7 protein-coding genes are annotated in these 17,174 nt (G+C 44.5%); 3 read left to right on the top strand and 4 right to left on the bottom strand.

Translation table 11 applies throughout. From position 1 onward, the window contains the following. Window positions 1-11 precede the first annotated feature (11 nt). On the bottom strand, window positions 12-1,499 hold the full coding sequence (locus FKX85_RS21805) for a PKD domain-containing protein (RefSeq protein ID WP_141614210.1): 1,488 nt from the start codon (window positions 1,497-1,499) through the stop codon (window positions 12-14). A gap of 439 nt (window positions 1,500-1,938) precedes the next feature. On the opposite strand from FKX85_RS21805, the gene FKX85_RS07865 reads away from it, so the two are divergent. Together FKX85_RS07865 and FKX85_RS07860 are read left to right on the top strand one after the other, a co-directional pair. Next, on the top strand, window positions 1,939-5,610 hold the full coding sequence (locus tag FKX85_RS07865) for a hybrid sensor histidine kinase/response regulator transcription factor (RefSeq protein ID WP_141614209.1): 3,672 nt from the start codon (window positions 1,939-1,941) through the stop codon (window positions 5,608-5,610). A gap of 650 nt (window positions 5,611-6,260) precedes the next feature. Then, complete coding sequence (locus FKX85_RS07860) at window positions 6,261-7,061, top strand: sialate O-acetylesterase (protein WP_141614208.1); 801 nt, start codon at window positions 6,261-6,263, stop codon at window positions 7,059-7,061. 586 nt (window positions 7,062-7,647) lie between these two features. Here FKX85_RS07860 and FKX85_RS07855 read toward each other — a convergent pair. The 3 genes from FKX85_RS07855 to FKX85_RS07845 all read right to left on the bottom strand — a co-directional run bounded on the left by FKX85_RS07855 (window position 7,648) and on the right by FKX85_RS07845 (window position 15,846). Further along, window positions 7,648-10,248 (bottom strand): rhamnogalacturonan lyase family protein, encoded by a 2,601-nt coding sequence (locus tag FKX85_RS07855; RefSeq protein WP_141614207.1) that lies wholly within the window; start codon window positions 10,246-10,248, stop codon window positions 7,648-7,650. A gap of 95 nt (window positions 10,249-10,343) precedes the next feature. Further along, the gene (locus FKX85_RS07850) at window positions 10,344-13,301 is read right to left on the bottom strand and encodes a glycoside hydrolase family 2 protein (RefSeq protein WP_229239797.1); all 2,958 of its coding nucleotides are present in this window, start codon (window positions 13,299-13,301) and stop codon (window positions 10,344-10,346) included. A gap of 973 nt (window positions 13,302-14,274) precedes the next feature. Beyond that, entirely contained in the window at window positions 14,275-15,846 is a 1,572-nt protein-coding gene (locus FKX85_RS07845) for a rhamnogalacturonidase (RefSeq protein WP_141614206.1), read from the bottom strand. Window positions 15,847-16,034: 188 nt separating this feature from the next. Between FKX85_RS07845 and FKX85_RS07840 the strand changes: the two genes are divergently transcribed. Continuing rightward, window positions 16,035-17,162, top strand: a complete 1,128-nt coding sequence (locus tag FKX85_RS07840; RefSeq protein WP_210416916.1) for a glycoside hydrolase family protein — start codon at window positions 16,035-16,037, stop codon at window positions 17,160-17,162. The last annotated feature ends 12 nt before the right edge of the window (window positions 17,163-17,174 follow it).

Here is a 17,174-nt window from a genome sequence, read left to right as displayed (position 1 = left end):
TTATAACTGGTTTACAATAACACCAACCTGAGGATTTCCTCAAAATACACCGACTTAGCTTCATCCGTAAGCTGCCAGTAATAGGACACTCCGCCCTCATCAGCACCAAAACCAAAGTAAGTCCTAGTCCCTGCGGGTGATTCCCCAGCACCTGAATAGAACTCGATACCGGCTGCAAAACGGACAAATAACATTGCCCCGCCTTCTTCATTACCTCCACTACCCGGCGCAGTTGTGGCCAAGACTTCCCCATTGGGCGCTGTATTTACATAAAGTAAATTTGCAGGAGGATTGAGCCATGAAAGATAATTACCCTCCTCTATTGTAACATCATCAAAAACTTCATCGCCTGTCTCAAAAACTTGGGCCGTTACGATTTCTCCTCCAGTTGGGTTAAAGGCCGCAGGATTTCCATTATTATCAAACCAGTTCAGACGATTATTTCTGGCTGCCCATTGGGAATTCAGTATTTGGGGTGCCGTTAATGCATTCCAAGCTGCTTTATCACTTCCATCAAAGTCGCCGGAGTTACCACTACGTCCAATGATAACCAAATCTGCAGCATTCAGCATATCAATATCCTCTTGAGGAGCACTGCTAAGGGCAGCGTTATAATAGATGCTAACATTAAAGCCCTTTTCTCGTAACCACTCAATCTGTGCATCATCATTGGAATCATCTGTTATGAACACAATCGAATATAGTGAGGTATCCACTGGCACTTCTACAGTAACTTCTTGGCTGCTTACAACTACTACTCCTTCTTCATCGGTGGCCGTTAACACAACTGTATAAGTTCCCGCCGCTGAATAAGTATGTGTTGGATTTTCATCGGTTGAGGTACTACCATCTCCAAAGTCCCATGAATAAGTAGCTACATTTTCAGATGTATTGGCAAAATTCACGGTCAGGCCTTCGTCATCAAAAGTATAATTCGCCATTGGTGGCCCAACTACGGTCACCTCTTTAGTCGTTTGGACAGTTGTCCCTCCTTGGGCAGTACTGTATAGAATGACTTCATAAGTCCCTCCATCCTCGTATACATGGATTGGGTTCTCCTCAGTGGAAGTGTTACCGTCCCCAAAATCCCACGAATAAGAAACAGAATTTTCGGATGCGTTCGTAAAGTTTACGGTCAGATATTCACTTTCAAAATCGTAATCAGCTTTTAGATTTTCAATGATTGTTATATCCTTGTCGGCTTCTACTATTTTTCCGTTTGCACCTTTAGCCGTTAATACAACAGTATAAATCCCGGCGGCCTCATAAGTATGACTTGGACTCTCATCTGTTGAGGTATTGCCATCACCGAAATTCCAAGAATAGGAAGTGACATTTTCTGATGAGTTAGTAAATGTGGCTATCAATTCATTCGTAGCCGTGGTGAAGCCTGCTGTTGGATTAACCGGCTCCATATCATCCTCCTTACAAGATGTGATAAGTATGAACGATAACACTAGAATCGCTAAACACTTTAAATTTCCATAATTCTTTTTCATAATCGATTATTTTGGGATTGAATTGGATTTTAACGCTTTAAACACCAGTGGTTATCATATATTTCAATAACCACTGGTGTTTCTATTTCATTTTATGAGCATCCCTCATTTACAGCTCATTGATATATAATGCTATATTTCAAATCAATTTATAATTAAATAAAACCAAAACCGTTATGCACTGTTATGAAAGAAATGATTCTATCATTATTGCGATATAATATTTGCAGCATCTATCTATTCGAAATAATCACGGCAGCTCCATTATCCGGCCTTTGGTCCCGGTCGACCGGGATTAAAACAGTAGGAGGTCAGGATGTAAAGAATTACCGTTATTGGCTATAAGGGTCAAACCGAAAAGCAAACAAAGCCTATATCCATAGTAAAAAAGCGAAAATTACGCTATTTTCGCTCAGGCACTAACTACAACCTAAGCGCAATGCCCAAGGCGTCTTATACATACCTCCTCATCCTCTATGTTCTGCTGTGGCGGTTTCCAGCAGAAGAAGCTTACGGGCAACAACTCCACTTAAAATTTGACCAGCTCACCGTCGACAATGGTCTCCCGCAGAATTCGGTATATTCTATCGCCAAAGACAAATATGGCTTTATGTGGTTTGGCACTTGGGGTGGTGCGGTACGATATGATGGGTACAATGTCCGGGTCTTTCGTGCAAACGAAAAGGACAGCACCGCCCTTTCTGACAACCGCATCAGTGGCATCATCACTGATTCGCTCGAGAATATCTGGGTCGAGGTAGAGCCCCGCGGCGAACTTTTTAAATACAATTATAAAACAGAAACCTTCCAAAAACCCAAAGAAGAACAGGTACCCGATTACCTCAGGGAAAAACTTAAAAAGCGTTACGTATATCACACCAAATATGCTTACAACCAGCGATTTGAGTGGCAAACATCCGCTAATGGCCTGATACAAATCAATAAGAAAACCAACGATACCCTTATCTACCAAGCCGAAATCCGTGATCCCATGTCGCTCTCTGACAACCTCGTCAAAGATGTATATTTGGACGACAGTGGACATCTATGGGTAGGAACACAGTCCGGTGGTGTGGACCATGCTGATTTGTATGACAAAGCATTCAGGAACTTTTATAAGGGTCGGCGTGGGGAAGGGCTTATAGACAATGTCGTCCGTGCCATTTGCCTGGATAAATCAGGGAAACTATGGATAGGTTCAGAGAACCAAGGAATCAGCATCCTGTCACCTAATGGAAATACGGCAAGCTACACCTATGCGGACAGCAAAAACCTCCCTGACCTTAGGATAAGATCTCTTTTTTGTGATTCAAAAGGAACGGTATGGGTCGGCACCAAAAAGGGACTGTTTTATTATGACGCAAAAAAGAAAACTTTCACGCAATGCACCATGGACATGTGCCATCCCAGTGTCTTTGCCATCACGGAGGACCAAAACGGCTCTATCTGGGTGGGCACCTTTTATGGCATCGCCAAATATGATCAATCCAAAGACCAATTTCATTGCCTTTATGCCTCAGATGGGTTGGCTGGCAATCAAATCATGGACCTATTGATGGATCAAAAGAACCGGCTTTGGGCAGCCACTGAAGAAGGCGGAGTAAGCTGTATCGAAAATCTTTCTGCCGGTCTTCATAACATAAAAATCACCAACTATACCCATGAAAGCCCCCATAACAAAAGCCTGCTGAGCAATCGTATCTACTCGCTGACTGAAGACCATAATGGCAATATCTGGGCCGGCTCTGATGCAGGACTAAATTGTATCCGGCCTTCCGAAAAAACCGTTCAGCACTACACCACCAAAAACGGCCTCATCGACAACCTTATAATGGCAGTGGCTTTTGATGGGGATAATTCCATCTGGGCCAGCCATACCAAAGGACTTTCCAGGCTAGACCTAGGCACCCAGAAAATCCAACATTTCAACAGAAAAGATGGCCTCCAGGGAAACGAATTCAAACCCAGTTCTGTCTTTAAAAATCCATCCGACAACAAGTTATACTTTGGCGGCTCCAATGGCCTGACGACCTTCATTCCCTCCCATATCAAAACCAATCCCAATCCACCCAAAATGGTGCTAACAAGGCTCAGTGTAATGCACCAAGAGCTCAACATCGGCACCAAGGTGCGGGACCGCACCATTCTGAAAAGTTCATTGCAGGCCACTGATGAAATCACCCTTACCTGGTGGGACAAATCCTTTCAAGTGGAATTTGCGGCCATTCACTTCACTAATCCCTCAAGCAATATGTACAAGTACAAACTTGAAGGGTACGACGAAGAATGGATTACCACCGATGCCACCAGAAGAATCGCTTCCTATGCCAACCTGCCCGCTGGAGAGTACACTTTCAAGGTCTTGGGTGCCAATAGTGACGGTTTATGGAGTGAATCTCCCGCTACTTTGAGCATCATTATGCTAAGCCCTTGGTGGCTAAGCTGGTGGGCCATTTGCCTCTATTTGCTAGCAGCAGGATGTGTGATATGGCTGGTATACCGCTACTTGGATTCCAAAATCCAGCTGCGAAAAAAGGAGGCCATCCACCAGTCAAAACTCCAATTCTTTACCGAAATATCACATGAATTCAGGACACCACTGACACTGATCATGGATCCGCTGGAACAACTGATCCACGAAAAACCTAAAAAACAGCTCGCAGAGTACTACTACCAGCTCATGCGCGATAATGCCCAGCAACTTCTTATGCTCATCAACCAGCTCCTGGATTTCCGGAAGTTAGAGGCAGGGAAACTCCAGCTAAACCTGCAACAAAGCGATATCATCGCCTTTGTAAAAAAAACAGTTGCTTCCTTCGAACACCTGGCTGAAAAGCAAGGTATTGCACTTAGTATGGAAACGCCCATTTCTTCCCACCCGATTCCCTTTGACCAGGATAAAATCACCATGGTGCTGAATAACCTCCTGTCCAATGCCTTGAAATTTACACCAAGCCCGGGAAAAGTCCTCGTGGCCATCCGGCCTAGCGAGCACTCAAAGAAAGGAATTTTTATAGAAGTAAGGGACTCGGGTCCCGGTATTCCCAAAGAAGAGCAAGAAAAAATCTTTGGTATCTTCTATCAGGTAAAAAACGGAAAAGCCAAATCAGAAGGGTCGGGAATTGGCCTTGCCCTTACCAAAGAGCTGGTAGCACTCCACGGAGGTAAAATGTCCCTAGAAAGCAGTCTTGGAAAAGGCACAAACCTTGGTTTTTTCCTCCCTGATGCACCCGCTTCTGCATCGAATAATACTTCAGCGACACCAAAACCTGTTGATTGGTCTCCATCTGCTATTCCCGATAAGCCAAATGTCCTGCCGCCAAACCAGCCTTCATCAATTCAAAATGCTCCTTTACTCCTAATAGTGGACGATAATAAAGAAATCAGAAGCTATATCGAAATGCATTTTGGGAGCCAGTACGCCATCAGCACTGCCTCCAATGGAAAGGAAGGCATGTCCAAAGCCTTTGATGAAATCCCGGATTTGATCATCAGTGATGTCATGATGCCTGATATGAACGGCCTCCAGCTTTGCCAACAGCTCAAAGCAGACATGCGTACCAGCCACATCCCCATCATTCTCCTAACGGCAAGGCAATCAAACGAAGCTAAAACCGAAGCCTATGGAACTGGAGCGGACTCCTATGTCACCAAGCCGTTCAGTACTCAGGTCCTCATGGCCAGGGTCAAAAACCTGCTCGACCAGCGTAGGCATCTGCAGGCTAAATTCACGACAGGAACCGCCGAAGATTTTGGAGAATTCATGTCCAACCCTTTGGACAAAAGCTTCTTGGAAAATGCCCGCCAGTATATTGAAGCCAATCTGGAATCTGAAGACCTGGATGTCGATTCCCTCGCTCGAAAACTGAACATGAGCCGCCCCCAATTTTACCGAAAAATCAAAGGGCTTACTGATAAGTCAGCGGCGGAATTCATCACTAGCTTCCGAATGGAAAAAGCTTCCTCATTACTGCTCAGTGGTGAATTTAATGTCTCAGAAACTGCCTATAAGGTAGGATATAATCTGCCCAATAATTTTTCCCGTGCCTTTATCAAACATTTTGGAGTATCCCCAAGCCAATATATCAAAGAAAAAAGAAATAAAACATAAACAACTGATTACCAAAAAATTAAAACAAAATGTTATCAGTTTTTTATTCAAATATGATAGGTTTTTGAACGATAATGATAAGCTCAATAACTGGAAATTAGCGAACTTTATTTCAGTTTAGTAAGAAACTAAGCTTAGGGTTAATTACATCAGTAATGTCTCCATGGTTTGGGATCGGCAGCTTGGGATTTAACACGTTCAATGTGCTCATTAACATCCATTGAATCTCAGCACCGGCCACTGCCACGGAGACTTTATTTTTTTATCCCTGCCTGGCTTACTGAAAAACACTGATCAAGCAATATTTCTGGGGGAAGAGGTAAGGTTTCCATTCATTTTGGCATGCCGTCACAACGTCCCCAAGACACGAAGTGTTCTATAGCAGATTTCAAATTTCATAGAAGACAAACAGCTTAGAGCCTTGTGGCAAAAAACAATAAAGAAATCATATTAAAATAAGAGTGATATGAGAACCAACCAGAGTCGACATCACGGATTCTGTTTTTCCTAGTACAAAAAGATATTGTCCAAGCCAGATTATTCTACAAAATAACGAATTTTCCACAGTATCCGTGGTACATGAATATTGTATATTCATCTGCCCCAGAGTATAATCGTCCAAGACGATTATTTGAAATAATTAGAAGCCTATGAAACGATATTCTGACTCTCTGATCCTGGTAGTATTGTGTTTTGGTCTTTTTTTCTTCTCATTCAAGGTTCAAAGCCAAACATCTTCTACAAAACAGGACAGCTCGCTGGATCTCTACCTCCTTATCGGTCAATCCAATATGGCGGGAAGAGGCCCACTGGATACTACAATAAGCTCGTCCGACCCAAGAATACTGATGCTAGATAGCAATAATCAATGGGTTCCGGCAATAGATCCTCTGCATTTTGACAAACCTATGGCGGGGGTAGGTCCCGGTCTTAATTTTGCCAAGGCTATGCTAGAAAAGTACCCTGACCAACGAATTGGCCTGATCCCTTGTGCCTGGGGCGGTTCCCCCATCCGTGTTTGGGCACCAGGGACTAAATATCTTGACCATTTTCCTTATGATGAAGCCATCTTCAGGGCAAAGACAGCCACAAAAACAGGGGTGCTCAAAGGAATCCTATGGCATCAGGGGGAATCGGACAATGATCCTGAAAAGGCAGCCAGTTACTTTGAAAACCTAAAAACATTGATCACCAATCTACGCAGGGACCTCAATGCCCCTAACCTGCCCTTTATAGCTGGTGAAATCGGCTACTTTAACCGGGAAGACCATATCAATTCAGTCCTCAAGCAGCTACCTGATTCCCTCCCTTTTACTGCCGTGGTTTCTGCTGAAGGCCTTACTGATAAAGGGGACCGTTTACATTTTGACACTCCCTCTGCACATAAACTGGGATTGCGTTACGCCAAAGCAATTCAACAACTGCGTTCGGCTATCACATCAGATTTTTAGATGTTAGACTTGAGATTTCGGAAAGGCACTTACCCTGACTACTAAGCTTATACTCATTGTCCTGTTTCTGATCTATCCAACGAAAGACTGGCCTGCTTGCTTGCGGATCAAGCCATGTTTCTGAGAGCAAATAAATTTCAATCTACTTTTTTTTTAAAATTCCTTTTTCCTGTTGATTATGGGAATAATGCTCCACTGGCGTGGATCGGGTTTTAGTGTAAATTTGTGGGCATTGGTCAGGTGATCGATGCTAAAACCTACATCGGTTTGCTAGACTGTTTACCATAGGCGTAGCCCAGGGCTATGGATATAACGCCATTTCAAGTCTTGGTTTATCTTCTCTTGGCTTTCCAATTTTAAAAAAATCAGCGCAAATCTTATTAATCTGAACCATCTGCGTGCTATCGAAACCAAGCCTAATCCCTCCAACTTTTTCGCTTGACCCGTTATAGCCTGTCCTCCCAAAATCCTTCGGGACAGGCTGACGGATGTAGGGAAAAACTGAAACGACCAGTTTTCCAATGGATCAAAAAAAGGGAGAACTCCGTAACGAAGCCCTCCCATAACCTATTTAAACCAAAATCTATTATTCCTTTCTGATCCTTCTGCTATAATTTTCCCCCTCCACTTCAAGGGTAATCAAATATTCTCCTGGACTTAGCTGCTCACCCAGCTTGGAATTCTGGTTGCCTTCCCCATCTTCATGGATATTTTGGTTCAGGTCATATATGATATAGTGATATGACTTGAAGCCTTTGATGCTAAAATAGTCTGTGGCTGGGTTTGGATAGACCACAAAATCCTCTTCGGCTTCGGCCAGTTTTATTTTTTTACAGTCTGTCGCCTCTAAATCCACTCCGGTGATTTGGATAAAATCGATATTGGCACGCCCTAACCCATCCATTTTCTTTATTTCCAGGATATTTTCACCTTCTTCCAACGTAAGCGTCAAATGGAGTTCCTGCCAATCTTCCCAGCTAGCGGCCGGTGTATAGGAAAGCTGACGGGTACTGTTATTCATGATCAAATCAGATGAAAGGTATTGCCCGCTGCCATTTGCGTAACGGATGGTCACCTCAACCTCCTGGGACATGGAGGTATTGATGGAGGAGGCTATTTTTCCATTGGTCTTTTTGTCCATAATCAAATACCCCTGATCTGAATACCCTTCAAAACGGTCGTCGAACATGGCGCTTTTATAGCAGGAAGCCTCACTTTCCATTGTCAGGGTCATACAGGGCTGCAGTCCCGTATCCCCGCCTACACAAGTCCCGCATTCGTCCATATAAGCTGTACCGTCCACTACTCCGTTACAGTCTTTCACCCCTACCATGTAAATGTCATGTTCGGGATAACCATCAGCAAAGTAATAGCCTGTATGGGCAGGTTGGTTATAGCCGATACTTTGCACCACGATATTCATCCTATAAAGGGGATCATGCATCAAGGTCGGATTTTTCCTTTCTGTAGGAATCCAAGTGGAGAAAACAAGCAGCTCTTCATTATTTCCATTCCTGAGGATAATTTCCTCTCTCCAATCCCCTAATATATCTGCCACCAGATTGGCATCATTTTTTGAACCATGAATCGTCGATGCCCCGTAGTACCAACCTGTAAATATTCTCGAGTCACCATTGACATTTGCTCCGCCCCTTCGCTCACGTTGCACATCCCCGTCAAAATACACCGGCTGGTTATAGGCATTATAATTGGTTGGGATTTCATTGCCCTGGGCATCATAGTTGGGAAAACCAATGGCCACTACTTCTGAGCCCCGGTAACCGGGATCCGCATCTGCGGCCCATGCACGTCCCACATCTGATGAACTGAGCACTTCCCAAATGATCTCCCCGGTTCCTGCATCCCGCATGGAAATGCCATAAGTGTCATTTTCATGCCCCTGGAAATATTCCAACCCCGGACGATCGGGCATGTGGTCTGTCAGGTGGTGGGAATCGCCATGACCTCTCCCAGTAGTATAAAGACCGGTCCCATCATTGTCAATCGCCATGGCTCCGTACATTAGTTCATCAGAGCCATCCCCATCAACATCTCCGACCCCTACACTGTGGTTTCCCTGTCCAGCATAATCCTCATTACCCGGATCATTCGTATCAAATGTCCAAACCTGATTCAGGTTCATACCGTCCCATGTATAGGCACCCATCGCGATTTTTTCATAAATTCCTCTTGTACTGACAAGAATAGGCCCCAGTGCTTGATCATACAGCACAGCGGTTTTCAGAGAACTGGCTCTATGACCATAGTCATCCCCCCAGTCATTGGAATCCCCTATTTGGGGAAAATAATCCACCGTGGCCATTTCTGCACCAGACGCTCCATTAAAAACCGTCAAATAAGTAGGGCCTCCCATCATCCGTCCTGAAGGCCGTGGTATAATATAGGAGTCATCGTCACTTCCCGCCGGTCCGGTGCTTAGGTAAGTTCCTGTACCATCCTTCGTACCCGGGCCGGTTTTAAGGGCTACTTCCGCTTTTCCGTCCATGTCAAGATCATACACCATGATATTCAGCTTGTTCTTGGTGGTGTTAGGACCACATTCAATCCTCCACAAGCTGTTTCCCTCCAAATCAATGGCTTCTAAGAACGAATTGATGGAAACGCCATCCGGTTCCCATTCAAAAACCAATTCATATTTCCCATCGCCATCTAGATCCCCAACGCTCATATCCCCTGGTATGTATGATATGGTATCCACAACGGGAGGAGCTGGTAATGGGATTTTCTTATGCGGTAAACTAGGTCTACCAGGATTTCGATAAGCTGGCTTAAGGCTCCACACTTCTACTTCACCGGATTGCTCCGGACCACCGGAATGTAGGGTTTCCACCTTATAAACATCCTCTACTGTTCCTTCACTGTCCTCATAGTTTGTGGATTCGGTAATCGGTTCGGTGTTGATTTTTTCACCGTTCCGGTAAAGGTTAAAGCCAATGCTATCGGGATCAGTTCCCAGCATTCTCCAGGAAAGATAAACACCATCACTTTTTTCCAGCGCTATAAGCCCCCGGTCCAAAAACTCCATCGGCCTTTGGGCTGCAACTTCCGATACATTCAAAAAACATACTACAAATGTCCATGCTATGGCCAGCGTTTTTTTCCGAAGAGGGATGAGAATCCCCCGGCCACCCCCCGGTCCGGGAGCGGTAATTGTAAAAAGATTCATAAGCATTTGGTTATATTGGTTGTTGTTAATTAAAATTCAGTCAGTATTGCTTTATCATATTTTAATATTGATAATTGACTTATGATCATAAACTGTTATTCTGCTTTTTCATAAAATTCTATCTCTACAATATCCAGAGATCCTTTGGTTTTCTTCTCTTCACCGGAAGGCTCTATCTTGCCCGTGATTTCCACGATACCGAAAGCATCCCCGTCAATATTGGCTCCGATCAATTTTATCAATACTTTTTTTCCTTTGGTTGGCGGAAATTCGAGGGTCACGTAGCCCAGGCTTTTTTCAGTATTGCCCGAATAGACTTCCCTACCGTCTATACTGACTGAAATAGGATAACTTCGATTACGCCAGTTGCTTAGTTTCATCGTGATTTCACTGATTTCCGCCTCTCTCTCCAGCTCATATTCTATCCATCCGGTGGAAAGTGCCCCGTCATTTTCCCAACTGGAAAGCTCATTGTCATCATAGGATTTTTTCACCTCATCGCTGTTGACCTGCGCTTTGGCAGTGCGTACTGCCACAGGAACCCTGGACAGACGATACGAAGGCCCGCTGGGCGTCGGTCCTCTGTCCAGATAGGAAGGGAGATCTTCTCCCGGTAAGGTCTTGGCCAGCCCGTTCTCTACCTCAAACGGTCGTGAAGTCCAATCGATAGTGTCCGGTTTTAATCCTTTCGCCACTGCTTTTAAGCTGATCTTCCCGGCCTTGTCGGTAGACCGCACAAAAACCCGGTTTACACCACCTTCCACAGGCAAATTTTCGGAAAAAACGTAATTATCGGGTCCCTGGGCGATACCGCCCCGCCATTCAGCAGGCCCCTCCAATGAGAAGTTGATCATATCCAGTGCCGTAGGACAGCGTCTGCCCTCTTCATCCACTACTTCTACCTGTACCAGGGCCAGGTCATGTCCATCAGCCCGCATACCTTCAGGGTGCTGCATCAGGGACAATTTCAGAGCATGCGGTTTACCGGATGTAATGATCTCATCCTCACTGATCTTATCTCCATTTTCATCATAACTTACCGCCCTGATACTTCCTGCTTCCCAGGCCACATCAGGGAAAGTGAAAAGGAAGCGATGAGTCTGCTTCCCTTTCCCTAGGGATTTGTCATTCACAAATAACGCTACTTCCTGTGCATTGGAAACCACATAAATATCTTTTACTACCTCTTTCTCATAGTTCCAGTGTCCGATAATATGTGTCCGCGGTTTTTCAGGGTCTACCCATCCATCCCACATCACCTGATGGGCATAATACCCGTCTTTTGGGATACGCATTGGATCTACCTCCCCGCTTCTGCGGTAATTTTCTGCTCCACGGTAATGGGTCTGGGTATCTGAAAACACAATATTGACACCTCCAGAGCTTACCCGTTTTCCGGTTCCGGGCCGTTCGCGGTAGTAGTCATACCACCGGACAATGTCTTCAATGGCATGAGAATCCTGATTGTGGTTATATGAACTGGCATCTTTACCTTTGTAGGGCGGCCCATCACCGTCTTTGTGGTAAGGAGGCGTGTACTCATCCCAGTACTTACGGAGTCCTTCATCCCGTGAATATTCGGTAGCCCACATGGGTTGATCCGCACTTTTGTTGATGTAAAGCATCTCTCCCCCATATTCTGCCACCTTGCTGTCCAACATCTCACGGCTGCCGATCGCCCTTCCCCCATAAGGGTCATACCTATCCCTAATCTGTTTCATCTCACTCATGTGGGACTCACTGATATTGTCGTTGCCACATTCATAAAATAAAATACTGGGATTATTGCGGTTATAGATAATGGCATCTCTCATGAGGTTTTTACGCTGTTCCCATCGCACACCCTGCACGTCGCCTTCCGCATCTCCGGCAGGCATGGCCTGTATCAACCCCACCCGGTCACTGGACTCCACATCCTGCTTCCAAGGAGTGATATGCATCCATCGCACCAGGTTGGCATTCCCTTTTACCATAAGGCTATTACTGTAGTCACTGATCCATGCCGGCACCGACATGCCGACTCCCGGCCATTCGTTACTGGTTCGCTGCGCATAGCCTTTCATCTGCAGCACACGGTCATTGAGGTACACCATCCCTTCTTTAAAAGCGGTTTTTCTAAATCCGGTAGTGGTCTTTACCTGATCCACAGGCACTCCATCTACCATCAGCGTAGTGTACACATCATACAGATAACCATATCCCCAGCTCCAAAAATGAAGTTTTTCTACTCGTTCACTGGCCTTGACCGTCGCGGTTTGTCCAGGAGAAAGGGTGGTCTCCCAGCCTTCAAAGGATTTTATCTCCTTGCCTTCCATATCTTTTATGGACACTACATATTGAAATGATTTGGATACGGGATATTCATTCCTGACCTGTGCCTCAGCAGTTATTTCAGCGGACTTTTCGGCAATGTTGATGTTTTGAGCATATACATAAACTCCCGTGGTGCCAAGGTTTGAGTATAACGGAAGGGTTTGGTATAACTTATCGGTGATATGCAGGTAGACATTTTTGGGAATACCTCCATAATTTACATTAAAATTACGGTCGCTCCACTGATATTTGGTATTCGTAGATTTTTCCCGGTAATCCCAGTCATTGTCCGTTCTGACAGCAATGACATTTTCCGCTGGTGCCGGTTTGAGTACAGCGGTCAGGTCAAACCCTACGGCCATGGCACCGTTTTCATGCCGGCCGATATGCTGTCCGTTTACGTAAAATTCAGCGCCCTGCCGTACTCCTTCAAATTCCAAAAACACTTTTTGTTGTTCGGCTCCCTTTGGTAATACAAAACTCTTTCTGTACCAGGCTACCCCAGTAGTCAGATCATGGATATCCACTTTGAATACTTCATCCTCGTTCCAAGCGTATGGAAGGGTAACCTTTTGCCAGTCACTGTCATTGAATTTTGCAGTAGCTGCTTGCACTGGATCACCCACTTTTACTTTCCATCCCGGATTAAAATTATAAGTTGATCTTTGGGCGTGGGAAGACTGTAACAGCAGTGCCCAACTCACCAAAAACAACGCTATTAGTTTAGAAATTCTCATCATTACGAAACGCTAAGTTTTACTCGGTTATCATTGCGGTTGATCAGGCTTTCTCGCTGTCATCTGAGTCAATAAAACAGGACAAAAACCTATATGCATACCATCATTTTATTTTTCAAAAGACATAATATAATTATATCTAACACTTCAAAAGTAATAAAATACAGAATTAAATTTCTTAATTTAATAAAATTATTAACGGAATCGTTTTCGTAAAAAAAGCATAGTAAAGCAGCAAATTCTTTGAAGAAAGTCACTCAAAAAAATCAGGATATAATCTTCCCCGAGCACCTTCCATCTGAAGAAAATGCATCCATAAATTTTAATTTGCAGTGGAAAAAACCAGCCTTAAAATAAAGGCCGGTTTTCTGAATTTATTATAAACCCCTAATTGGAATAAACCAATAAAAAACCAGTCACCATAAAAATCTAATGGCGATTGTAGTTATAATACTTATTAAACTAAAACTAATGGATTTAACAGAGAATATTATACTGTACTATACTGTACTGAATACAAAAAAATTTTGATCGGTTGTTCACGATTCAGAAAACTGAAACAGGCTTATACCTAATTTAGGGGATATTTCTTTGTGACACCCGAAATATAGAGGGATAATTTTAAAATGTAAAATAAACACTTTAATATTTATGTGTATTCGCAATGTTTCACCCAACCCAACATTGTAAGGGTCATGTTATTTTATGTTCTTTTATTCAGGTGTAAAATTGCTTTCAAAAGTTCTTTATGAATGCTACGCATTTCCATTGATGAAAAGAACAGAAAATCTAGACCACCTTAAGTCTCTTAATTTCTCAATGGTTGATTATCTGCATAAACCCTTGCCCACCAAACTATAAACTGACTTATCCCGAACGAAGATATCCCTTTAAGATGCTATAGCTATCTGCCTTAACAAACTGTACTGACAGCCCATAGGGCCTCCTTCGCAGGACATCCTACCATCTAACGGCTCTACTCATTCTTCTTTTCTCTTCCCTTTGCCTCTTTGCTATAGTGGATATCAAGGTGTTCGGAATTTTCCGACACCACTTTATCACCGGTGCTCGGTACGTCTAAAGTTATGTCCCGTAGCTCGGCACCTATTACATCTCCAAAGTAAATCGCAGTACGTCTTTCCTCTCCCAAAACATGTACCCGGACATTATGCATAGCGATGCTTCTCACATGCCTTATAAAGAACCCATAAGAGGGGAGGACACCAAATTTCTGTGGCTCAGGATAAGCCTCTTTGTACTCGGGCACTTCCTGCTGGATGTTCTTTTCCTCCTCTTCAGGCAGTGGACGATACCAAATGCGGATATTGCTCAGGCTTACCTCTTCAATCGGATGTCCTGGCAAACCACTGATGATAGAAGAAAAACGGGAATCGGCATTGTAAACATTAACATTACTGATGTTGACGCGACGGAGCCTACCCACCTTGGCATTATCAGGCCCTCGCATACGTGCTCCCAACCTCAGAAAAAACGGTGAATTGGTCACATCACGCATTGTAATATTATTGATCACGATATCTTCCAGGAGTGCCCCATCGACCGTTTCCAGTGCCAGCCCCCTACAGTGTTTAAAGACGCAATTACTGATGGTGATGTTTTTAAACCCACCATTGGATTCGGTGCCCATTTTAATCCGTCCAGTAGGCCCTTCTTGGTCAGGCACCTGATCGGCTTCCTCGGTCTGGTATGTCCCATCGATAAAGGTTCCCAGATCATACCCGCTCACCTGACAATTGGTAATCACCACATCCTCCGTAGCCCGGGCTTCTCCCAGGGCATAAGAACTTTTCAGGCAGATGGCATCATCATTTGGCGTATTGATCTTGCAGTTGGAAATGGTCACATGCCTGCAGCAGTCGATGTCCATCCCATCCCGATTGGTGTCCATCTTCAAGTTATCGATGGTCAGGTTATCCACACCGGTAGCCAGTATTCCAAAGTGCCCTCCACGCACAATGGTAAAATCCTTTAACGTGACATTTTTGCAGAGCTTTAGCGCTATGGCCTTGTTAGCACCACCGTCCCACATATATGGCCGGGCATCCACCCCAATATTTTCCCAGTGCTTGTTAGTGCTATAGAAACCACGGCTTAGGCCCTTTCCATCAATCATCCCAGTTCCCAAAATCGCCACATTATCCAGTCCAATTCCCCAAATCAAGGAGTTTTTCCAGTGGCTGTGACCAAAATCCTGGTACTTATTGCCCGGGCCAGCTTCTGGATCATCGTACCTACCTTTATCTCCCTCTCCCGCTGCAATAAGGGTACTGCCATGATCCAGGAATAAAGAAATATTGCTTTTTAACCGGATCGAATAAGAAAGATACTTTCCGGCAGGAAAAAACACCGTTCCCCCACCTGCCGCAGCGGCTGCTTCGATCGCCTGGTTGATCGCTTCGGTATCCAATGTTTTACCATCCCCCACTGCACCATAATCCCTGACGTTATAAGGGGAAAGGATATTTGCCCATAGAGGATGGCAAAAAAACAACAAAAGCAACGAACAGAACAGGGATAGTTTTTTCATGGCACTCGGTAACGATTTGACCTGACGGAAAGTTATGTAAATTACCAGCAATATCTGTAAGGCTGTATGAGGGTATTTTACGCTACAGATCTATAGCAGCATATTACAGGATACTGCAGTTACTTGCTTTTTATATTTTAACACTTCTTAAATAGATCATTTTAACCCAAGACAACCTCATCTTACCAATGGAGAAACAAAAGACTTTTTGGAAAATAAATTTCATAAGCCTGGCCATTATTTTATCCAGTATCATCATGAAGAAGGAAGATGTCCTTGCTGTCACATTATCCCATCATTTTTCATCACCCCAAGACACCTCTTCTAATCGTCTAGGACTTTTGGAGGCATACCAAGACCCCGTCATTGGCCCAAGCCACCCTGATGTAATCGCCAGCGACAATCAATCAGGATTTGAAACCGGTCAGGTCGTGAAAATCGACGGAAAGTACCACATGTTTGTCAATGAAATGTTCGAACGCCCACACCGGGACATGCGCATTGCATACTGGACCAGCGAAGATGCCATCCACTGGTCCCGTCGGGTGACGATAAAAGAAAGCATTCCGGGAAGATCTCCGTCCAATCCCCTTTCTGAAGTATGGGTCACGGGTGTAGAGTTTAATGAAGAAGAAAATGCCTGGAATATTTTTTATGTGGCCTATCGTGGCGGGGATGAAGCTAAAGGTGAATTGAAAGGCTATGATTACGAAGGTAAAATCTGGCGGGCAAAATCGGTCATCCCCGGTAAGGGAGGTATTGCCGGGCCCTATGCGGATATGGGCATCATTATGCAGCAAGACGAAAATTCCCAGCAATGGGAAGGGGAGCAAGCAGTGGCTACCTTTAATCCCTACAAAGCAGGAAATACCTGGTATGCTTTTTATGACGGTCACAACCACACTCCCCGGGGGCCTTGGCCCACAGGACTGGCTTTTGCCTCGAAACTTAGCGGACCATGGACAAGAATGCCGGAAGGATTTAACCCAGTCCCAATAGTGGATGAATTTATGGAAAATCCACAGGTAACCAAAATGGGTAACGGCAGGTTCCTGACGGTATTTGATACATTTGGGGATCAGGAAATCGGCTACAGTATATCAGAAGACGGCATCCACTGGGGCCCGGAAATCCGGCTCAAAGTCCAGTCAGAAGATAACATTTGGGCTGAAGACGGAGACCATGCCATGCGAACACCGCTGTGTATCATTGAAGAAGAGGACGGTACTTTTACGGTAATCTATACCGCCATGAGTATCGTCGACGGCCAAAAATTCTACGCGGTTGGAAAATGCACATTGGGATGGAAGCCATGATCATAGAAACCT

The organism is Echinicola soli, from assembly GCF_006575665.1.
GTDB classification, from domain to species: domain Bacteria; phylum Bacteroidota; class Bacteroidia; order Cytophagales; family Cyclobacteriaceae; genus Echinicola; species Echinicola soli.
The sequence above is the reverse complement of the archived record's forward strand: the minus strand, read 5'-3'. Positions and strand labels throughout refer to the sequence as shown.

Bases quoted from the DNA above. Each gene is read 5' to 3' on its own strand.
- FKX85_RS07845 (WP_141614206.1), bottom strand. From the start codon at position 15,846: ATGAAAAAACTATCCCTGTTCTGTTCGTTGCTTTTGTTGTTTTTTTGC.
- FKX85_RS07850 (WP_229239797.1), bottom strand. From the start codon at position 13,301: ATGATGAGAATTTCTAAACTAATAGCGTTGTTTTTGGTGAGTTGGGCA.
- FKX85_RS07840 (WP_210416916.1), top strand. From the start codon at position 16,035: ATGGAGAAACAAAAGACTTTTTGGAAAATAAATTTCATAAGCCTGGCC.
- FKX85_RS07855 (WP_141614207.1), bottom strand. From the start codon at position 10,248: ATGAATCTTTTTACAATTACCGCTCCCGGACCGGGGGGTGGCCGGGGG.
- FKX85_RS07865 (WP_141614209.1), top strand. From the start codon at position 1,939: ATGCCCAAGGCGTCTTATACATACCTCCTCATCCTCTATGTTCTGCTG.
- FKX85_RS21805 (WP_141614210.1), bottom strand. From the start codon at position 1,499: ATGAAAAAGAATTATGGAAATTTAAAGTGTTTAGCGATTCTAGTGTTA.
- FKX85_RS07860 (WP_141614208.1), top strand. From the start codon at position 6,261: ATGAAACGATATTCTGACTCTCTGATCCTGGTAGTATTGTGTTTTGGT.